This window comes from Salinimicrobium profundisediminis, from assembly GCF_026241755.1.
In the GTDB taxonomy this organism is placed as follows: Bacteria; Bacteroidota; Bacteroidia; order Flavobacteriales; family Flavobacteriaceae; genus Salinimicrobium; species Salinimicrobium profundisediminis.
Genome location: NZ_JAPJDA010000019.1, coordinates 52,681 through 72,860, shown reverse-complemented (window position 1 = coordinate 72,860; position 20,180 = coordinate 52,681). Strand labels below are relative to the sequence as shown.

Genomic DNA, 20,180 nt, shown 5'->3' with positions numbered 1-20,180 from the left:
ACTACCCTTGTCTTTGTTTAAATTTTGGATTCTTTTTGTTAATCACGTACAGTCTGCCTTTTCTTCGCACAATCTTGCACTCGGCACTTCTTTTTTTAATTGATGCTCTAACTTTCATAGTTATTAGTATCTGTAAGTTATTCGAGCCTTAGATAAATCGTACGGGCTCATTTCTAATTTCACTTTGTCCCCAGGCAATAATTTGATGTAATGCATCCGCATTTTACCTGAGATATGCGCGGTCACAACATGACCGTTCTCTAACTCCACCCGGAACATTGCATTTGATAATGCTTCAATGATCGTTCCGTCTTGTTCTATTGCCGATTGTTTTGCCATTATGCTACTGCTTTTCTGTTTTTACCGGTTTTCATAAGACCATCATAATGCCTATTTAACAGGTATGAATTAACCTGCTGCATGGTATCGATTGCAACTCCTACCATAATAAGTAATGATGTTCCTCCAAAGAACAACGCCCATCCGGCCTGAACTCCCAAAAGGGAAACGATAATTGCAGGGAACACTGCGATAAGCGCTAAGAAAACAGAACCCGGCAGGGTGATTTGCGACATGATGCGATCTAAAAATTCTGAAGTTTCTGAACCAGGTCTTATCCCGGGTATGAAACCACCACTTCTTTTAAGATCATCTGCCATTTTATTGGTAGGTACCGTAATCGCGGTGTAAAAGTACGTAAAAATTATAATTAACACTGCAAAAACCAAATTGTACCAAAAGCCGAAGATATCGCTGAAGGCAGCTGTAACTCCTTGTGCGGTTTCAGACTGTGAAAGCCCTGCAACCGCTGCCGGAATAAACATTATTGCCTGCGCGAAAATAATTGGCATAACTCCAGAAGCATTAAGCTTCAATGGAATATATTGTCTTGAACCAAAAACATTCTTTTCGTATCCTCCCGTAGCAGTTCTTCTTGCATACTGGACAGGGATTTGTCTAACAGCCATCACTAACATTACACTGGCCAGAATTATTACAAACCATATTACAAGTTCAATAAGGATCATAATCATTCCTCCATTCGATTCGAATACTCTGGAAGCAAATTCCTGAATGAAGGCTTGTGGCAATGTTGCAATAATACCTACCATGATAAGCAGTGAAATACCGTTACCAATACCTTTATCAGTTATCTTCTCTCCAAGCCACATTGCAAAAATGGTCCCTGTAGTAAGGATTATTACAGAAGAAGCAACAAAGGTCACTGTACTTCCAAGCAAAAATGCACCTGAAGGTAAGGTGGCAAAAAGGTTATAAATATAACCAGGCCCCTGTACAAGAGTAATAGCAATAGTCAACCATCTTGTGATTTGATTGATCCTTCTACGACCACTCTCTCCTTCTTTCTGCAATTTCTGCAAATAAGGAACAGCAATTCCCATTAATTGCACTACAATAGATGCCGATATATAGGGCATAATTCCCAAAGCAAATACAGAAGCATTCGAAAATGCACCTCCTGTAAAAGCATTAAGAAGCCCTAATAAACCGCCATCTGTTTGAGTAGCAAGGTTCGCTAATTGAGACGCATCAATTCCAGGAAGCACCACCTGTGCTCCAAAGCGATACACCAGCAATAAACCGAGGGTTACTAAAATTCTATTTTTTAGCTCCTCGATTTTCCAGATATTCTTTAATGTATTGATGAATTTCATTGTTATCTATTATAAAGTAACAGCTTCACCACCAGCAGCTTCAATAGCTTGCTTTGCTGAGGCAGTAAATTTATGAACAGATATTTTCAACTTAGCTTTTAATTCACCTCTTCCTAATATCTTAACCAACTCGTTTTTTCCAGCCAATCCGTTCTCAACAAGAACATTCATATCAACTGTATCGGTGATTCTTCCTTCGTCAACCAAAGCTTGAAGTTTATCAAGATTGATACCCTGATAATCTTTACGGTTGATGTTAGTAAAACCGAATTTTGGAACTCGTCTTTGAAGTGGCATTTGCCCTCCTTCAAATCCTATTTTCCTAGAGTAACCAGATCGAGATTTTGCACCTTTATGACCACGGGTAGCAGTACCGCCTTTCCCTGATCCTTCACCACGCCCAACTCGCTTCGCGTTACTTTGAACTGAACCTTTAGCAGGTTTTAAGTTACTTAAATCCATGTGAGTTTCTTATTTGGTCTCCTCTACAGAGACTAAGTGATTTACTTTATTTACCATACCAAGGATGTTTGGCGTATTATCGTGCTCCACAACCTGACCAAGTTTTCTTAGACCAAGTGCTTCCAAAGTACGTTTTTGGTTTTGAGTGCGCTTAATAGCACTTTTTACCTGTGTAACTTTTATTCTTCCCATTATTCCTTGTTATTAACCTTTAAAAACTTTCTCAAGAGAAATACCGCGTTGACGGGCAACAGTCTCCGCACTTCTTAACTGAAGTAATGCATCAAAAGTAGCTTTCACCACGTTGTGAGGGTTTGATGATCCCTGGTTCTTTGAAAGTACATCATGAACACCAACAGATTCCAGTACCGCACGAATCGCTCCACCAGCAATAACTCCAGTACCCGGAGCTGCAGGTAAAAGCATCACTCTAGCTCCACCGTATTTCCCTTTTTGTTCGTGAGGAAGTGTTCCTTTATTAAGAGGAATACGCACCAGGTTTTTCTTAGCGTCTTCAACCGCTTTAGCGATAGCATCGGCTACTTCTTTAGATTTACCTAAACCCTGGCCTACAACCCCATTCTCGTCACCTACAACTACAATTGCAGAGAAGCCAAATGCTCTACCACCTTTTGTAACTTTGGTAACACGTTGCACACCAACCAAACGGTCTTTTAATTCAAGTCCACCCGGTTTTACAAGTTCTACATTTTTATAATCCTGATACATACTTTTAGAATTTTAGTCCTCCTTCGCGAGCACCTTCTGCTAATGATTTTACTCTTCCGTGGTATAAGTATCCTCCTCTGTCAAATGAGATGGTCTCAATCCCGGCTTTTAAAGCTTTTTCAGCAATAGCTTTACCAACTAAAGCTGCCTGCTCTATTTTATTCTCTACAGTCGCCGAGGCAACATCTTTATCTCTTGAAGAAGCAGCTACCAAAGTTTTCCCATCCACATCATTCACAATTTGAGCATAAATTTCTTTATTGCTTCTAAAAATGGAAAGTCTTGGACGGCCCTGAGTACCGCTTATATCTCTTCTGATCCTTTTCTTGATCTTAGTTCTTCTATCTTGTTTTGAAACTGCCATAATCTTAGTTATTAAGCTGATTTACCTGCTTTTCTTCGTAACTGTTCACCTTTGAACTTAATACCTTTACCTTTATAAGGTTCTGGCGCACGGAAAGATCTGATCTTTGCAGCTACCTGGCCAACCAGTTGTTTATCATGTGAAGTCAATTTCACAACAGGATTTTTACCTTTATCTGAAATTGTTTCCACTTTTACTTCGGGGGCCAAATCTAAGACAATGTTGTGAGAGTACCCAACAGCCAGGTCCAATTTTTGACCCTGGTTAGATGCACGGTACCCTACACCTACTAGTTCAAGTTCGTGAGTGAATCCATTAGTAACACCCTCAATCATATTGTTGATCAAAGCACGGTAAAGACCGTGTTTTGCCTTATGATCTTTCTTTTCTGAAGGACGCTCAAATGTAATAACCCCGTCTTCTATGATGATATCAATCTCAGAATATTCCTGAGTTAGCTCACCTAATTTTCCTTTTACCGTAACAACTCCGTCCTTAATGTCTACTGTAACACCTTGTGGAATTGTGATTGGACTTTTACCTATTCTGGACATTTCTTTTCGTCTTTAAATATTAGTAAACGTAACACAATACCTCACCACCAACTTTATCCTGTTGAGCCTGCTTCCCTGTCATTACACCATGAGAAGTAGACACAATAGCGATTCCAAGTCCATTAAGGATACGAGGAAGCTCATTGGCACCGGCATACTTACGTAAACCAGGTTTACTTATGCGTTGAATCTTTTTTATAACAGGCTCTTTAGTAACCTTATCATATTTAAGCGCAATCTTAATGCTACCCTGAGCAGTAGATTCGTCAAATTTGTAGCTAAGGATGTACCCCTGATCAAAAAGTATTTTGGTGATCTCCTTTTTAAGATTAGAAGCAGGGATCTCCACCACTCTGTGGTTTGCAGCAACTGCGTTTCTAATTCTTGTTAAATAATCTGCAATAGGATCTGTATTCATCTATTTTAATTTGCGAAAGTGGTTTTCCTCCGGTATGGAAAGAACCTTCTTTCAATTTATAATCTTACCAACTAGCCTTTTTGACTCCGGGAATTAATCCGTTGTTCGCCATTTCTCTGAAAGTTACCCTTGAAATTCCGAACTGTCTCATATACCCTCTAGGTCTTCCTGTCAACTTACAACGATTATGTAGTCGCACGGGAGATGAGTTCTTTGGAAGTTTTTGTAGTGCTTCATAATCGCCAGCCTCTTTAAGAGCCTTACGTTTTTCAGCATACTTATCTACCAATTCCTGTCTCTTCACCTCACGGGCTTTCATTGATTCTTTAGCCATAATTAATTCTTTTTAAAAGGTAATCCCAGTTCAGTTAACAATGATTTCGCTTCCTTATCAGTATTGGCACTGGTCACAAAGGTAATATCCATACCATTGATCCTGTTAACCTTATCGATATCGATCTCAGGGAAAATAATCTGCTCGGTTACCCCAAGGTTATAATTTCCTCTTCCGTCAAATCCGGTTGCGTTAATACCATTAAAATCACGAACACGTGGAAGTGCAGAAGTGATCAAACGATCTAAAAATTCATACATTCTCTCCCCACGCAAAGTAACTTTGGCACCAATAGGCATCCCTTTACGTAATTTAAATGAAGCAACGTCTTTTTTAGAAATGGTCGCAACAGCTTTTTGACCTGTAATAGCTGTTAATTCATCTACCGCATGGTCAATAAGTTTCTTATCTGCAACAGCAGCACCAACGCCACGGCTCACAACTATCTTTTGTAGTTTTGGAACCTCCATTACGTTGGAGTAGCTGAATTCTTCTGTAAGAGTGGAGATCACTCTCTCTTTATACTCTTGTTTAAGTCTTGGTACGTACGCCATAACTATATTACTTCATTAGATTTTTTGGAAAACCTTACTTTCTTATCGTTTTCCTCTCTATATCCAACCCTGGTAGTTTCACCATTTTTGTCGATCAAAGAAAGATTAGAAATATGAATAGGTGCTTCCTTCTTTTTAATTCCACCCTGAGGATTGGATGCGCTAGGCTTCTCATGCTTAGAAACCATATTCACACCTTCCACAATGGCTTTATTCTTATCCAGAAATACTTGCTGCACTTTACCTTCCTGACCTTTATGATCTCCAGCAGTTACACGAACGTTATCTCCGGTTTTTATTTTAAGCTTTTTCATCTTATTTCTGTATTAAAGCACTTCTGGTGCTAATGATACGATCTTCATGAATTGCTTATCACGAAGTTCACGTGCTACAGGTCCAAAAACACGTGTACCCCTCATTTCCCCAGCTGGGTTGAGAAGAACACATGCGTTATCGTCGAAACGGATGTAAGATCCGTCTGGTCTGCGCACTTCTTTTTTGGTACGAACAACAACTGCTGTTGAAACTGCACCCTTCTTTACATTTCCGTTAGGTGTAGCTTCTTTAACACTGACAACGACCTTGTCTCCAACAGAAGCGTATCTTCTATTTGTACCGCCCAATACACGAATAACTAAAACTTCTTTAGCTCCGGTATTGTCTGCAACTCTTAATCTAGACTCTTGTTGTACCATAATTACTTCGCTCTTTCAATTATTTCTACTAATCTCCAGCATTTCGATTTACTCAAAGGACGTGTTTCCATGATCCTTACAGTATCTCCAATGTTGCAGTCGTTTGTTTCGTCGTGCGCCACATATTTCTTCGTTTTCAAAACGAACTTTCCATACATGGGGTGCTTTACTTTTTTAGTTTCAGAAACCACAATAGATTTCATCATCTTATTACTGGTAACAACACCTATACGTTCTTTTCTTAAGTTTCTTTTTTCCATTTTCAGCAGAATAACACTTATTGTTGTTCTCTTTTAGTTAACTCTGTAGCAATACGCGCTATAGATCTTCTTACAGTTCTCAACTGTATTGGGTTCTCTAATGGCGATACTGCGTGAGCCATTTTAAGATCGGAATATGCTTTCCGTGACTTACCAAGTTCTTCCTGTAATTCTGCTACAGACAATTCTCTAACTTCTGATTGTTTCATAACGTGTCTTATTAAGCTTGATAATCTCTAGCTACGATGAACTTAGTTTTTACAGGAAGTTTTTGAGCCGCCAGGCGAAGAGCCTCTTTAGCAACATCAAAAGGCACACCTCCTACTTCAAAAAGTATTCTTCCGGGTTTTACAACTGCAGCCCAGTATTCAACGGCACCTTTACCTTTACCCATACGTACTTCAAGAGGCTTTTTTGTAATAGGCTTATCTGGAAAAATTTTAATCCAAAGTGATCCTTCCCTCTTCATATAACGAGTAGCAGCAATACGCGCAGCTTCTATTTGTCGTGCAGTCAAAAAATTAGAATCTAATGACTTTATTCCAAAAGTTCCGTTTGAAAGTCTGTGCCCTCTTTGAGACACACCCTTCATACGGCCCTTCTGCATTTTGCGATATTTTGTTCTTTTAGGCTGTAACATTTTTCTTTACTTTAAAAAATTACTTTCTACGACGCGATTTTGGTGCACCGCTTCGTCCGGTTCCGGTTTTTCCTCCTTGTTTTTTGGCCATGCCAACAAGTGGAGAAAGTTCTCTTTTACCGTATACCTCACCTTTCATGATCCATACTTTAACACCCAATCTACCATAAGTAGTATGAGCTTCAACTAAAGCATAATCAATATCGGCTCTAAATGTTGACAATGGAATTCTTCCATCCTTGTAGGATTCTGAACGAGCCATTTCTGCCCCATTCAAACGCCCTGAGATCTCAATCTTAATCCCTTCAGCATTCATCCTCATTGCAGCCGCAATAGCCATTTTAATTGCACGACGGTAAGAGATACGATTCTCAATTTGCCTTGCAACACTAGAACCCACTAAATGAGCATCAAGTTCTGGCCTTTTAATTTCAAAGATGTTGATTTGAACTTCCTTGTCGGTAATCTTCTTAAGCTCTTCCTTAAGCTTGTCTACCTCCTGACCTCCTTTACCAATAATGATACCAGGACGGGCTGTGGTGATAGTAACGGTTACAAGCTTTAGAGTACGCTCAATGATTACTCTGGATACACTCGCTTTTGAAAGACGAGCATGGATATATTTTCTAATCTTATCGTCTTCGGCTAATTTATCGCCGTAGTCATTTCCTCCGTACCAGTTGGATTCCCATCCTCTAATGATACCAAGACGATTCCCGATTGGATTTGTTTTCTGTCCCATACTCTTAACTAGCTTTGTGTATTATTGTTTGCTCCAAGAACCAAAGTAACATGGTTGGAACGTTTTCTAATTCTATGTGCGCGACCCTGTGGTGCAGGACGTAGTCTCTTCAACATACTTCCTCCGTCAACGCGAATCTCTTTTACAAACAATTCTGCATCTTCAATACTCGCATCTTCATTCTTAGCTTGCCAGTTGGCAAGTGCAGACAAAAGCAACTTTTCAAGACTCTTAGACGCGTCTTTAGAATTGAATTTCAAAATTTGAAGCGCTCTTTCTACTTTTTCACCACGAACAAGGTCTGCAACCAGACGCATTTTTCTTGGCGAAGTAGGGCAGTTATTTAGTTTAGCAAAAGCTATTTGCTTCTTAGCTTCTTTAGTTTGCTCTGCTCTTTCTCTTTTACGAACTCCCATAGCTTCAATTATCTTTTACCTTTATTCTTAGCACCAGCATGACCTCTAAAAGATCTTGTTGGTGAAAATTCACCTAATTTATGACCTACCATGTTCTCAGTGATGTACACAGGAACAAACTGACGCCCGTTGTGCACAGCAATAGTTTGCCCAACAAAATCTGGAGTGATCATTGAAGCCCTTGACCAGGTCTTAATAACCGCTTTCTTTCCAGACTCGGTATTCTGCGCAACTTTCTGTTCTAATTTATAGTGAACGTAAGGTCCTTTTTTTAATGAACGTGCCATATCTTATTATTTCTTTCTACGTTCTACAATATACTTATTACTCGCTTTCGTTTTAGAACGGGTTCTGTAACCTTTTGCAGGTAATCCCTTTCTAGAACGTGGGTGACCTCCTGAAGCACGACCTTCACCACCACCCATTGGGTGATCAACCGGGTTCATAACAACAGGTCTGGTTCTTGGTCTTCTACCTAACCATCTATGTCTACCAGCCTTACCAGAGACTAACAACTGATGATCACTGTTTGAAACAGCACCAATAGTTGCAACACAACTGGCAAGCACCCGTCTGATCTCTCCAGAAGGCAACTTGATAGTAGCATATTTTCCTTCTCTTGCCATTAACTGAGCAAAAGCACCTGCACTACGAGCCATTACAGCTCCCTGCCCTGGCCTAAGCTCAATACAAGAAATAATAGTACCCAAAGGAACGATAGACAAAGGCATAGCATTACCAATTTCGGGTGCTACATCCTGCATTCCAGATACTATGTTCTGGCCAACCTGAAGTCCATTCTGAGCAATAATATATCGTTTCTCACCATCCTGATAATTCAATAGTGCGATAAAAGCTGTTCTGTTTGGATCATACTCAATAGAAGCAACTGTTGCAGGGATACCCTGCTTGTCTCTTTTAAAGTCTATAATCCTGTAACGCTTTTTATGACCACCACCTATATAGCGCATGGTCATTTTTCCCTGACTGTTTCTACCACCAGATCTTTTGTTCGGAGCCAATAAACTTTTCTCCGGCTTATCAGTAGTGATCGCGTCAAATCCGTTCACTACTCTAAAACGCTGACCAGGGGTAATTGGTTTTAATTTTCTAACTGACATTCTTTAATCTTAAAGATTACTATATAAATCAATAGTTTCACCTTCCGCCACCTGTACTAGTGCTTTTTTATAAGCACTGGTTTTACCAGTAACAACACCCGTTTTTGTATAACGGGTTTTTCTGTCTGGGCGGACGTTAATTGTACGAACTTTAGTAACTGAAACACCATAAGCAGACTCAACTGCGTCTTTAATTTCAATCTTATTCGCCTTATTATCAACTACAAAAGCGTACTTATTGTTAAGCTCGCTATCTGCTGTAGCCTTCTCTGTAATAATAGGTTTTATTAAGATACTCATAATGCTTATTTACTTAGATTCGACTCAATTCCTTCTAGAGACCCCTCTAAAAACACTAAGTTGTTAGCGTTTAAAATTTTGTAAGTACTTAATTCTGAAGAACTTACAACCTCAGAGGTCTTTAAATTGCGTGACGACAAATATACGTTTTTATTCGAGTCACCCAACACTATCAAAGATTTTTTACCTTCCAGTCCTAAAGCCTTCAACACATCGATGAAGTTTTTAGTTTTTGGAGTATCAAATGAAAAATCTTCAACTACCATAATGGAGTTATCATTTGCCTTCATAGACAGGGCAGATTTTCTAGCCAGTCTTTTTAGGGTTTTATTCAACTTAAATGAATAACTTCTTGGTCTTGGACCAAAAACTCTACCTCCACCTTTAAAAATAGGAGACTTGATACTTCCCGCACGGGCAGTACCTGTTCCTTTTTGTTTCTTAATCTTACGCGTAGAACCAGCAATCTCTGCACGTTCCTTAGCTTTGTGAGTTCCCTGGCGTTGATTGGCCAGATACTGCTTCACATCAAGATAAACAGCATGGTTGTTAGGCTCTACTGCAAAAACAGCATCAGAAAGGTTTGCCTTTCTTCCTGTTTCTTTTCCTTTTATATCTAAAACTGCTACTTCCATTACTTCTGAATGATTACGTAAGAGTTCTTATGTCCCGGTATAGCTCCACTTACTACAAGTAGGTTCTTATCGGCTATTACTTTTAGAACTCTCAGGTTTTCTACTTTTACTTTTTCGCCACCCATTCTTCCGGCCATTCTCATACCTTTGAAAACTCTCGCAGGATAAGAAGCAGCACCAATAGAACCAGGAGCTCTTAATCTGTTGTGCTGACCATGAGTAGCCTGTCCAACCCCACCAAAACCGTGACGTTTAACAACACCTTGAAAACCTTTTCCTTTAGAAACACCGGAAACGTCTACAAATTCGCCTTCAGCAAAATGCTCTACAGTGATTGCATCACCTAGTTTATACTCTCCTTCAAATCCCTTGAATTCAACGACTTTGCGCATTGCTGCGGCTCCGGCTTTTTTAGCGTGCCCTTCGGCAGCTTTATTAGCAGTCTTTTTGTCATCGAAACCAAGTTGAAGAGCTTCATACCCGTCAACCTCTTTGGTTCTGACTTGGGTAATTACGCATGGTCCTGCTTCAATAACGGTACAAGGAATGTTCTTCCCGTTCTCGTCAAAAATGCTGGTCATGCCAATCTTTTTTCCTATTAACCCAGACATAATTAATTATTAGTTATTAATTTATATTTATTTAAAAAATATTCAGGATTGAAAAACACTTCCAATCCTGAATGTATTTTTCACCGTTTTTCCCTCGCTTACAGCTCGGGACATGTTGCGTACAATTGTCGAGACAAAGCATGCTTTGTCTCCTACGATCACACTTTAATCTCAACCTCTACTCCACTTGGCAATTCAAGCTTCATAAGAGCATCGATCGTTTTTGAAGAAGAACTGTAAATATCCAGTAACCTCTTATATGAGCTTAACTGAAACTGCTCTCTAGACTTTTTGTTAACGTGCGGAGAACGCAATACAGTAAATATCTTCTTGTGAGTTGGCAACGGAATAGGACCAGTTACCACAGCTCCCGTACTTTTTACGGTTTTTACAATCTTCTCGGCAGATTTGTCTACCAGGTTGTGATCGTAAGATTTTAGTTTTATTCTGATTTTTTGACTCATTTTCCTGATAAATTAATCGTTAGCGGTTCCCTTTTCTGCCTTCATGATCGATTCTGAAATATTAGAAGGAGTCTCGGCATAGTGAGAAAATTCCATAGTAGAAGTTGCACGTCCTGAAGATAAGGTACGCAAGGTAGTAACATATCCAAACATTTCAGATAATGGCACTTCAGCTTTAATAACTTTTGCACCAGACCTGTCAGACATATTATTTACCTGTCCACGACGTCTGTTTAAATCCCCTACTATATCACCCATATTCTCTTCTGGGGTAACCACTTCAACTTTCATGATTGGCTCAAGGATTACAGCTCCTGCTTTTTTAGCAGCAACCTTATATCCCATTTTTGCAGCCAATTCAAAAGAAAGCTGATCTGAATCTACAGGGTGGAAAGATCCATCCTTAAGAACTACTTTTAAAGTATCCATTGTGAAACCTGCCATAGGCCCGGTTTTCATAGCTTCCTTGAATCCTTTTTCAACTGATGGAATGAATTCTTTTGGAATACGCCCACCTTTGATCTCGTCAACAAACTGAAGCCCAGGACCTTTAAAGTCTTCATCTGCAGGCCCTAATGTGAATACAATATCACCAAACTTACCACGACCACCAGATTGCTTTTTGTAAACTTCTCTATGATCTGCATCTTTAGTAACAGTTTCTTTATACTCAACACGTGGTTGACCTTCATTTACCTCAACCTTAAATTCTCTTTTCAAACGATCTACAAGAATTTCAAGGTGAAGCTCACCCATTCCTGAAATAATGGTTTGCCCAGAAACTTCATCAGTCTTAACCTGGAAAGTTGGATCTTCTTCAGCTAATTTCGCCAAAGCCATACCCATTTTATCAACATCTGCCTTGGTTTTAGGCTCAACAGAAATACCAATTACAGGATCAGGGAAAGACATTGATTCAAGCACGATAGGGTGTTTCTCATCAGTCAAAGTATCTCCTGTTTTAATATCTTTAAATCCAACAGCCGCACCAATATCACCAGCTTCAATTCTGTCAATTGGCTGTTGTTTATTAGCATGCATCTGATAGATACGTGAAATACGTTCTTTTTTTCCGGAACGGTTATTCTGAACATATGAACCAGCATCTAATGCTCCCGAATAAACTCTAAAGAAAGCTAAACGACCAACAAAGGGATCTGTAGCAATTTTAAAAGCTAAAGCTGAAAAAGGAGAATCAACATGAGGCTTACGGCTCTCTTCTTTCTCTGTATCAGGATTAACCCCAACAATAGCTTCCACATCTACTGGAGACGGAAGGTAACGCATCACCGCATCCAACATAGCCTGGACTCCTTTATTCTTAAAAGAAGAACCACACATCATTGGGATGATAGACATATCTATGGTTGCAGCCCTTAGAGCAGCAATGATCTCATCTTCAGTAATTGAATCTTCATCTTCGAAGAATTTCTCCATAAGAGCCTCATCATACTCGGCAACTGCCTCTACAAGCTGAGCTCTATACTTATTCACATCATCCATTAATTCCGCAGGGATATCAATGGTCTCATAAGTCATTCCGTAGTCTTCTTCATTCCAGATGATAGCCTTTTTAGCAATAAGGTCAACGACTCCTTTAAAGTCTACCTCATCACCAATTGGCACTTGAAGAGGCACCGGGTTTCCACCTAGCATCTCTCTAACCTGATTACATACATTGAAAAAGTCTGCACCCTGACGGTCCATCTTATTCACAAAACCAAGTCTTGGTACACGGTATTTATCGGCTTGCCTCCATACAGTTTCAGATTGAGGCTCAACACCATCAACCGCACTGAAAAGAGCAACCATACCATCAAGAACACGAAGTGAACGCTCTACCTCTACGGTAAAGTCAACGTGTCCCGGAGTATCAATAATATTAACAGTGTATTCCTGGTCGCGGTACATCCACTTACAATGCGTAGCCGCAGAAGTAATAGTAATACCACGCTCCTGCTCCTGCTCCATCCAGTCCATAGTAGCCGCACCATCGTGCACCTCACCAATCTTATGACTTATTCCGGTGTAGAAAAGTATACGCTCTGTAGTTGTGGTCTTACCAGCATCAATGTGCGCAGCAATACCAATATTTCTTGTAAATTTTAAATCTCTTTGTGCCATTTTTTAGAATCTAAAGTGAGAGAATGCTTTGTTAGCTTCAGCCATCTTGTGAGTATCCACTCTTTTCTTAACAGCCGCACCTTCTTCTTTAGCTGCAGCAAGAATCTCAGACGCAAGTCTTTGGGCCATAGATTTCTCGTTACGCTTCCTCGAATAAGAGATCAACCACTTCATAGCAGTTGAAACCTTACGATCTGGTCTAATTTGCATTGGAATTTGAAAAGTAGCACCACCTACTCTACGGCTACGCACTTCAACGTGAGGCATAACATTAGAAAGAGCATCTTTCCATAGCTCAAGTGCAGTTTTTTCTTCATCCTGTTTTTTCTCTTCTACGATAGCAATAGCATCATAGAAAACTTTAAAGGCAACAGATTTTTTACCATCCCACATCATCATGTTAACAAAACGCGTTACTAACTGATCATTAAACTTTGGATCTGGTAAAAGTGGCCTTTTTTTCGCCTGTCTTTTTCTCATTTCTTCTTTGTAATAAGTTAATTGTTACTTGCCCTGGAAATAAAATTATTTCTTAGGCTTTTTAGCACCATACTTTGAACGCCTCTGGGTTCTTCCTGCAACACCGGCAGTATCCAGAGCACCACGCACAATATGATACCTAACTCCAGGCAAATCTTTAACTCTTCCGCCTCTAACCAATACTATCGAGTGCTCCTGGAGGTTGTGACCTTCACCAGGGATGTAAGCGTTCACCTCTTTACCATTAGTCAACCTAACCCTTGCTACTTTACGCATTGCAGAGTTTGGTTTTTTAGGTGTAGTGGTGTAAACACGAGTACATACTCCCCGTCTTTGAGGGCACGAGTCCAAAGCAGCCGATTTACTCTTCTTGGTAATTGTGGCTCTTCCTTTTCGTACTAATTGTGAAATTGTTGGCATAATTTCTTTTACACTAATTATTTATTTGATATAAACCCTTTTCTAAAAAGGTCTGCAAAGGTAGAAATAAAACCCAATAATTCAAATCTTAAGCAATTAATTTTCAGAGGCATTATCAAAAAGAAAAAACCACCCTTGTTTTTTACCATTTTTGACACCCTGAGAACACTTTCAGCTTTTTATTAAAAAAAATTTTCATTTTGGATTTTTCTCCGGTATAAAAAATTTTTTTACCAAATTTATTTAACCCCACAAATGATATTGATCACACTTAAAAACACAGCATGTTCCTCTCTGAGAATGAAGCCACTACATTAAATGCACAAAAGAGCTTGAAAACGTTAATGAAAGCTTAAATATTGAGTCATTTTTAAGATTAAACTAAACTTTTAAAGAGAAAAAGTTGTCAGGATGACAATTTATCTTCAAATTTGGCACTGGCTAATTCAAACAAATCATTAAAATGAAAACAAAATTAAGTGGAATGCTAACGCTATTATTGGCGTTAGTTGTGCAAGTTACCTTTGCACAACAAGACCTCACAGTATCGGGTACTGTGACTGATGCTAATGGGATGCCTCTCCCGGGGGTGAACGTACTTGTTAAAGGTACTACCAAGGGAGTACAGACAGATTTTGACGGGAATTACTCCCTCGAAGTAAGTCAGGGCGAAGTACTGGTATTTTCCTATCTGGGAATGCAAACCGCAGAATATCCTGTTACGAACGTAGACACAATTGATGTGATCTTAAAACCAGATGCCGCTCAACTTGAAGAAGTTGTAGTAACCGCTCTCGGGATTTCGCGTGAAAAAAGATCTTTAGGTTATGCTACCGAAGAAGTTAGCGGAGCCGAAGTAAACACGGCAAAAGAAGGTAACTTCATTAACTCCTTATCTGGTAAAGTATCAGGTTTGGATATCAAAAAGAGTAGTACTCTTGGTGGTTCTTCAAACGTGATCATCCGTGGTTATACTTCATTGACTGGAAACAACCAGCCTTTATTCGTAGTAGACGGAGTGCCAATTAGCAATGAAAACACTAACACCTCTACTCAACAGCGAGGTGGAGGCGGGTACGATTACGGTAACGCAGCCATGGATATCAATCCAGATGACGTTGCGTCTGTAAACGTTCTTAAAGGGGCTGCAGCATCTGCACTATATGGGTCTCGTGCCGCGAATGGGGTAATCATTATAACTACAAAATCAGGACAAAAGAACGATGATATTGGAGTTACCATTTCCAGTGGAGTAACTTTTTCTGAAATGGATGATGATACTTTTGTTGAATATCAGAAAGAGTATGGTGCCGGATACGGAGCTTTTTATGGCCCAAACGAGGATGCTTACTTTAACGAATGGGATGTTGATGGTGACGGAACAGACGATTTGGTAGTTCCATTTACAGAAGATGCTTCTTTTGGTGGAAGATTTGACCCCAGCCTGATGGTTTTCCAATGGGATGCATTTTATCCTGAATCTCCAAACTATCTACAGGCTACCCCATGGACAGCCGCTGAAAATGGACCCGAATCTATCTTTAGAACAGGGGTTTCATACAACCACAGCATCTCTCTTGATGGAGGAACAGACCGAAGTACTTATAGATTGGGTTATACCCTTTATGACCAGGAAGGTATTCTTCCAAACAGTAACATTAAGAGAAACACAGTAGATGTAAAAGCTACTCACGATTTCACCGAAAAACTTACTGCAGGAGTAACTGCAACTTATACCAACACTGATGGTAAAGGACGTTACGGAACAGGTTATAGTGGAACAAACATTTTCCAGTCTATGCGCCAGTGGAACCAGGCAAACGTAGATTTTGAAGCTCAAAAAGATGCTTATTTCTCTACCGGAAGAAACATCACCTGGAATTATGCAAATGCAGAAGGTGGCAACTTTAGTCCTATCTATACTGATAACCCATACTGGCAGCTTTATGAGAATTATCAAACAGATGTTAGAGATAGGGTGTATGGAAATTTCAACCTAAACTACGAATTTACTGACTGGTTTACTGCTACAGGACGGGTGTCTATGGATACTTATAATGACTTAAGAGAAGAGAGGAGAAACGTTGGAAGTAACGGAGTTTCACACTACCGTAGATATGATGCCAGCTATACCGAGCTCAACTACGATTTACTTTTAAACTTTGATTATGATCTTTCTGAAGACCTTAACCTTTCAGGTCTATTAGGTGCCACGGCTAGAAGACAGACATTCCGTCAAATGAGAGCCAGCACTACCGGTGGTTTGGTAATTCCTGGTCTTTTCGCTTTATCAAATTCACAGAACCTTTTAGAGCCACCAACAGAAAGCTTTGAAGAACTACATACTAACGGTTATTTCGCCAGCGCATCATTTGGTTATAGAAACTTACTTTTCCTTGATGCAACTGCAAGGGTTGACGAATCTTCCTCACTACCAGAAGAAAACAACTCTTACTTCTATCCGTCTGTTTCTACAAGTGTTGTATTTTCAGAATTCCTTAACAACGACTGGTTATCATTTGGTAAACTTCGTGCCAACTACGCTGAGGTAGGTAACTATGCACCACCATTATCAGTTCAGAATGTTTATGACAACCCTACAAACTTCAGGACTCCGCTTTATTCAGTAAGTAGCACTGCTAATAACCCAGATCTTAAAAACGAAACCACTACAAGTTGGGAAGTTGGTTTAGAAATGGAGTTCTTTAATAGACGTGTAGGTTTTGATGTGGCTGCTTACCAGTCAAATTCTCAGGATCAACTAATGCCTGTTACTATTACAGGTGCAACAGGTTATACTTCGAGATGGGTAAATGCCGGAGAAATTGAAAACAAAGGTTTTGAAGCCAGCTTACACGTAAGCCCAATTAGAACCGACGATTTTGAATGGAGAATTAATGGTAACTGGTTTACTAACGAAAGTGAAGTGCTATCCTTGTACGGAGGTAACCAAAACCTCGAGCTGGCATCACTCCAGGGAGGAGTTTCTATTAACGCTACAGTAGGAAAACCTTACGGTACAATTTGGGGAACTAACTACACTTATTTAGAAGATGGAAGTGGTCCTGTTATTAATCCAAACAACGGTCGTTTTGTTGTAGATGGAACTCCACAGCCACTTGGGGATATTAACCCAGACTGGAAAGCGGGGATAAGCAATACTTTCTCATATAAAGATATTGCCTTCAGCTTCCTAATCGATATCCAGGAAGGTGGAAGTGTGTTCTCTCTTGACACATGGTACGGTTATGCTACAGGTGTACCTGTAAACACTGCAGGACTTAATGAATTAGGCAATCCAAAGAGAGATCCTGTATCAGAAGGCGGAGGTATCTTATTGGAAGGAGTTAATCCTGATGGAACTCCGAATACAACCAGAACCTCTATGAGTAACTACGCCAATGCTATAGGTTATGGTTATGCACCTAATGCTTATCATGTTTATGACGCAAGTTATGTTAAATTAAGAGAAGCTACTTTATCTTATTCTTTACCAAACTCTATCGCTGAAAAAATCTCTATGACAGACGTAACCCTGTCTGCAGTAGGAAGAAACTTGTGGATCATTGACAAAAACATTCCTTACTCAGATCCTGAAGCAGGATTAAGTTCTGGAAATATTCAGGGATACCAGTCTGGAGCAATTCCAACTGCCAGAGAGTACGGTTTTAACGTAAGACTACAATTCTAAAAAAAATATCATGAAGAAACTATTTTTAATCATATTACTGGCTACAGGGGTTGTAGCATGTTCTGATGACTTATCAGAAGTGAATGTCGATACAAAAGCCCCTACAGAAGTACCGGCCGATGTATTGTTCTCTAATGCTACCAAAAATTTGATTGACCAAATGGTCAGCACAAATGTTAACAGGGGAATTTTTAAACTTGTGGCCCAATATTGGACTGAAACCACATATACCGATGAAGCGAACTATAATCTCGTGGAAAGAGATATAAATGGTGCCCAATGGATAATTCTTTATCGAGATGTTCTTAAAGATCTGGATGAAGCAGCCATGATTATAAATGAAAATCCAGACTCTTCTCTGTCTGAAGCCCAAATTCAAAACCAATTGGCTATGATTGAAGTACTACAGGTCTTCACATGGCATGTTCTGGTAGACACTTTTGGTGATATTCCTTACACAGAAGCTCTGGATCTTGAAAACAGTACTCCTGTTTATGATGATGACGCTGCAATTTATGCAGATATCGTAACTCGATTAGATGCTGCTATTACCCAGCTTACTGATGGAGCCGGTGGATTTGGTCAGGCCGATTACCTTTATAATGGGGATGCCGGCCAATGGGCAAAATTTGCTAACTCTTTGAAACTACGTCTAGCTTTAAGATACGCTAATGTAGATGATACCAAAGCTGCTAAGATGGCAACAGAAGCCATTCAGGCAGGAGTATTTGAGTCTCATGCAGACAATGCGTCAATGGATTATGAAGCATCAGCTCCAAACACCAACCCTATTTGGGAAGACCTTGTACAATCTGGTCGTGCCGATTTCGTTGCAGCTAACACAATAGTTGATAAAATGAACGCACTTGATGACCCAAGAAGAGATGATTATTTTGCTCAAAATCTTGGAGAAGGTGTTTATGATGGGGGAACTTACGGTGCCAACGGAAACACTCAAAGTAACAGCACAATTTATAGCGAGCGTTTTGAAGACCCGACTTTAGAAGGTGTACTTTTAGATTATACTGAAGTCGAATTTCTAATCGCGGAAGCTGCCGCCAGAAGTTATATTAGCGAAGATGCAGAAACTCATTATAACGAAGCCATTACTTCATCTATTCTTTATTGGGATGGAACTGAAGCTGAAGCCGATGCCTACATTGCACAACCAGCAGTTGCCTACAGCCAGGCAAACTGGATAGAAAAAATTGGTGTTCAAAAATGGATCGCTTTATACAACCGCGGTTTTGAAGCCTGGTCTACCTGGAGAAAATTAGATGTACCTGAATTACCTAATGCAGCACAGTCTGGTCTTCCGGTACCATTAAGATTCACTTATCCTGTAAGCGAAGCTACTTTAAACAGTGCAAACTGGGAAGCCGCTTCTAGTGCTATAGGTGGAGACGAGCAACAAACTAGAATTTTCTGGGATCAGGATTAATCCAAAAGAATTTACAATTGTCTAAGAAAAAGGCTGTCCAAATGGGCAGCCTTTTTTAATATAAAAAGGCTTTTAAATTTTGCCTCATTAGGTGGACGATTAACTTCTTACCTGATTTAATGAAAGTTGAAAAGATGCAATATATAAGTAACTCCTCTAAAATTCCATTTAGATCGTCTATCTTATAAATCTGGAGTTTCAGCAAAAAGTTTCCATAAAGAGCATTACAAAACAAAAAAATGTAGGAAAAAATGAAAAACACTTCTCATTATGTTATAAAAATGCTAATTTCCCCTCTTATACTTCACCAGCCTTTCTTTAAATGAAAAAAAACTTTAGACAGTTTCTATCTCTGCTTCTCCTCTATCCTGCTACAAGCTTTTCTCAAACAGCAGTAGAGCCTGTTTATGAACTCTTCGATTCTGTAATCCACATTCAAAATACAGATCTCGCAAATGGTATAGAATACGTGGAGCAGCATATAATACGTAGTGATGATCACAAGTATTTTCAAACCATGGAATACTTAAATGGTAATGTGATATATGACGGCCAACCCTACTCCAACCTTGATTTACGATACAACATCTTTGATGATCTTCTGCTAACACGGATTCCTACAGCCGGAGGTGCTACACTCATCCAATTGCACAAAGAAAATGTACAGGTTTTTAATATTGATGGGCATAGCTTTATTGCCCTGAAAGGAACTTCAGATGAAAAACCTCAGTTCTATGAAATTCTACTGGAAGGCAATGATATTCTCTTGCTAAAGAAGCATCGCAAGAAAATAAAAAAACATTTAGATCAAAATTTTACCTACTTCGAGTTCAAAGAAGATACCCCCGAATATTTTGTTTCGATCAATGGGAATCCCGAAGAAATTGACTCCCAAAGATCCGTTCGTAAACTGTTCCCTAACAAGGAAGAGCAAATTCAAAATTTTTACAGATCTAATTCCTCTCTAAAAAGGGAAAATCCCGACAAATTTTTGACTCTCCTGTTTCAAAGCCTCATTCTATCAACTTCAGAATTAAACCTTAACTAAT

The 20,180-nt window shown here is 39.5% G+C and carries 30 protein-coding genes; 3 read left to right on the top strand and 27 right to left on the bottom strand.

Annotation, left to right across the window (positions count from 1 at the left end):
- Position 1: 1 nt before the first annotated feature.
- From ykgO to rpsL, 27 genes are all read right to left on the bottom strand, one after another.
- Complete coding sequence (ykgO, locus tag OQ279_RS12425; RefSeq protein WP_037325435.1) at positions 2–118, bottom strand: type B 50S ribosomal protein L36; 117 nt, start codon at positions 116–118, stop codon at positions 2–4.
- Positions 119–123: 5 nt separating this feature from the next.
- On the bottom strand, positions 124–339 hold the full coding sequence (gene infA / locus OQ279_RS12420; protein ID WP_006988529.1) for a translation initiation factor IF-1: 216 nt from the start codon (positions 337–339) through the stop codon (positions 124–126).
- Positions 339–1,676, bottom strand: coding sequence for a preprotein translocase subunit SecY (gene secY, locus OQ279_RS12415; RefSeq protein WP_266070252.1), 1,338 nt, complete (start codon positions 1,674–1,676; stop codon positions 339–341). Before secY ends, infA begins: the two co-directional genes overlap by 1 nt.
- A gap of 9 nt (positions 1,677–1,685) precedes the next feature.
- Positions 1,686–2,138 (bottom strand): 50S ribosomal protein L15, encoded by a 453-nt coding sequence (gene rplO / locus OQ279_RS12410; protein WP_266070251.1) that lies wholly within the window; start codon positions 2,136–2,138, stop codon positions 1,686–1,688.
- 9 nt (positions 2,139–2,147) lie between these two features.
- A complete protein-coding gene (gene rpmD / locus OQ279_RS12405; RefSeq protein ID WP_266070250.1) occupies positions 2,148–2,330 on the bottom strand; it encodes a 50S ribosomal protein L30 in 183 nt (60 codons plus the stop codon).
- Positions 2,331–2,342: 12 nt separating this feature from the next.
- The gene (rpsE, locus tag OQ279_RS12400) at positions 2,343–2,867 is read right to left on the bottom strand and encodes a 30S ribosomal protein S5 (RefSeq protein WP_265162661.1); all 525 of its coding nucleotides are present in this window, start codon (positions 2,865–2,867) and stop codon (positions 2,343–2,345) included.
- 4 nt (positions 2,868–2,871) lie between these two features.
- Positions 2,872–3,231, bottom strand: a complete 360-nt coding sequence (gene rplR / locus OQ279_RS12395; RefSeq protein ID WP_266070249.1) for a 50S ribosomal protein L18 — start codon at positions 3,229–3,231, stop codon at positions 2,872–2,874.
- 11 nt (positions 3,232–3,242) lie between these two features.
- Positions 3,243–3,785 carry a 50S ribosomal protein L6 gene (rplF, locus tag OQ279_RS12390; RefSeq protein WP_266070248.1) on the bottom strand — a complete coding sequence of 181 codons (543 nt, stop codon included), beginning with the start codon at positions 3,783–3,785 and terminating at the stop codon, positions 3,243–3,245.
- Positions 3,786–3,804: 19 nt separating this feature from the next.
- Positions 3,805–4,203, bottom strand: coding sequence for a 30S ribosomal protein S8 (gene rpsH, locus OQ279_RS12385; RefSeq protein WP_266070247.1), 399 nt, complete (start codon positions 4,201–4,203; stop codon positions 3,805–3,807).
- A 64-nt stretch (positions 4,204–4,267) separates the two neighbouring features.
- Positions 4,268–4,537, bottom strand: a complete 270-nt coding sequence (gene rpsN, locus OQ279_RS12380) for a 30S ribosomal protein S14 (protein ID WP_266070246.1) — start codon at positions 4,535–4,537, stop codon at positions 4,268–4,270.
- A 2-nt stretch (positions 4,538–4,539) separates the two neighbouring features.
- Complete coding sequence (gene rplE, locus OQ279_RS12375; protein WP_266070245.1) at positions 4,540–5,091, bottom strand: 50S ribosomal protein L5; 552 nt, start codon at positions 5,089–5,091, stop codon at positions 4,540–4,542.
- 2 nt (positions 5,092–5,093) lie between these two features.
- A complete protein-coding gene (gene rplX / locus OQ279_RS12370) occupies positions 5,094–5,405 on the bottom strand; it encodes a 50S ribosomal protein L24 (protein WP_266070244.1) in 312 nt (103 codons plus the stop codon).
- Positions 5,406–5,417: 12 nt separating this feature from the next.
- Positions 5,418–5,786 carry a 50S ribosomal protein L14 gene (gene rplN / locus OQ279_RS12365; RefSeq protein WP_265162654.1) on the bottom strand — a complete coding sequence of 123 codons (369 nt, stop codon included), beginning with the start codon at positions 5,784–5,786 and terminating at the stop codon, positions 5,418–5,420.
- Positions 5,787–5,788: 2 nt separating this feature from the next.
- A complete protein-coding gene (gene rpsQ, locus OQ279_RS12360) occupies positions 5,789–6,046 on the bottom strand; it encodes a 30S ribosomal protein S17 (protein WP_093113468.1) in 258 nt (85 codons plus the stop codon).
- A 17-nt stretch (positions 6,047–6,063) separates the two neighbouring features.
- Positions 6,064–6,255, bottom strand: a complete 192-nt coding sequence (rpmC, locus tag OQ279_RS12355) for a 50S ribosomal protein L29 (RefSeq protein ID WP_097056535.1) — start codon at positions 6,253–6,255, stop codon at positions 6,064–6,066.
- An 11-nt stretch (positions 6,256–6,266) separates the two neighbouring features.
- On the bottom strand, positions 6,267–6,686 hold the full coding sequence (gene rplP, locus OQ279_RS12350; RefSeq protein WP_266070243.1) for a 50S ribosomal protein L16: 420 nt from the start codon (positions 6,684–6,686) through the stop codon (positions 6,267–6,269).
- Positions 6,687–6,705: 19 nt separating this feature from the next.
- Positions 6,706–7,428 (bottom strand): 30S ribosomal protein S3, encoded by a 723-nt coding sequence (rpsC, locus tag OQ279_RS12345; RefSeq protein WP_266070242.1) that lies wholly within the window; start codon positions 7,426–7,428, stop codon positions 6,706–6,708.
- Positions 7,429–7,436: 8 nt separating this feature from the next.
- On the bottom strand, positions 7,437–7,844 hold the full coding sequence (rplV, locus tag OQ279_RS12340) for a 50S ribosomal protein L22 (RefSeq protein ID WP_266070241.1): 408 nt from the start codon (positions 7,842–7,844) through the stop codon (positions 7,437–7,439).
- An 8-nt stretch (positions 7,845–7,852) separates the two neighbouring features.
- Positions 7,853–8,131 carry a 30S ribosomal protein S19 gene (gene rpsS / locus OQ279_RS12335; RefSeq protein WP_029035468.1) on the bottom strand — a complete coding sequence of 93 codons (279 nt, stop codon included), beginning with the start codon at positions 8,129–8,131 and terminating at the stop codon, positions 7,853–7,855.
- A gap of 6 nt (positions 8,132–8,137) precedes the next feature.
- Positions 8,138–8,965, bottom strand: coding sequence for a 50S ribosomal protein L2 (gene rplB / locus OQ279_RS12330; protein WP_266070240.1), 828 nt, complete (start codon positions 8,963–8,965; stop codon positions 8,138–8,140).
- 9 nt (positions 8,966–8,974) lie between these two features.
- Positions 8,975–9,265 carry a 50S ribosomal protein L23 gene (gene rplW / locus OQ279_RS12325; RefSeq protein WP_029037130.1) on the bottom strand — a complete coding sequence of 97 codons (291 nt, stop codon included), beginning with the start codon at positions 9,263–9,265 and terminating at the stop codon, positions 8,975–8,977.
- Positions 9,266–9,270: 5 nt separating this feature from the next.
- Positions 9,271–9,900 (bottom strand): 50S ribosomal protein L4, encoded by a 630-nt coding sequence (rplD, locus tag OQ279_RS12320; protein ID WP_266070239.1) that lies wholly within the window; start codon positions 9,898–9,900, stop codon positions 9,271–9,273.
- Entirely contained in the window at positions 9,900–10,511 is a 612-nt protein-coding gene (gene rplC, locus OQ279_RS12315) for a 50S ribosomal protein L3 (RefSeq protein WP_266070238.1), read from the bottom strand. Before rplC ends, rplD begins: the two co-directional genes overlap by 1 nt.
- Positions 10,512–10,669: 158 nt before the next feature.
- A complete protein-coding gene (gene rpsJ / locus OQ279_RS12310; protein ID WP_010181931.1) occupies positions 10,670–10,975 on the bottom strand; it encodes a 30S ribosomal protein S10 in 306 nt (101 codons plus the stop codon).
- A 12-nt stretch (positions 10,976–10,987) separates the two neighbouring features.
- The gene (gene fusA / locus OQ279_RS12305) at positions 10,988–13,099 is read right to left on the bottom strand and encodes an elongation factor G (RefSeq protein WP_266070237.1); all 2,112 of its coding nucleotides are present in this window, start codon (positions 13,097–13,099) and stop codon (positions 10,988–10,990) included.
- Positions 13,100–13,102: 3 nt separating this feature from the next.
- Positions 13,103–13,579: a 30S ribosomal protein S7 gene (rpsG, locus tag OQ279_RS12300; protein WP_266070236.1), complete on the bottom strand. Its 477-nt coding sequence runs from the start codon at positions 13,577–13,579 to the stop codon at positions 13,103–13,105.
- Between the two features lie 45 nt (positions 13,580–13,624).
- On the bottom strand, positions 13,625–13,999 hold the full coding sequence (gene rpsL, locus OQ279_RS12295) for a 30S ribosomal protein S12 (protein WP_029037125.1): 375 nt from the start codon (positions 13,997–13,999) through the stop codon (positions 13,625–13,627).
- Between the two features lie 463 nt (positions 14,000–14,462).
- Between rpsL and OQ279_RS12290 the strand changes: the two genes are divergently transcribed.
- From OQ279_RS12290 to OQ279_RS12280, 3 genes are all read left to right on the top strand, one after another.
- A complete protein-coding gene (locus OQ279_RS12290) occupies positions 14,463–17,690 on the top strand; it encodes a SusC/RagA family TonB-linked outer membrane protein (RefSeq protein WP_266070235.1) in 3,228 nt (1,075 codons plus the stop codon).
- A gap of 10 nt (positions 17,691–17,700) precedes the next feature.
- Positions 17,701–19,131, top strand: a complete 1,431-nt coding sequence (locus OQ279_RS12285) for a SusD/RagB family nutrient-binding outer membrane lipoprotein (protein ID WP_266070234.1) — start codon at positions 17,701–17,703, stop codon at positions 19,129–19,131.
- A gap of 322 nt (positions 19,132–19,453) precedes the next feature.
- Entirely contained in the window at positions 19,454–20,179 is a 726-nt protein-coding gene (locus tag OQ279_RS12280; protein ID WP_266070233.1) for a hypothetical protein, read from the top strand.
- Position 20,180: the final 1 nt, after the last annotated feature.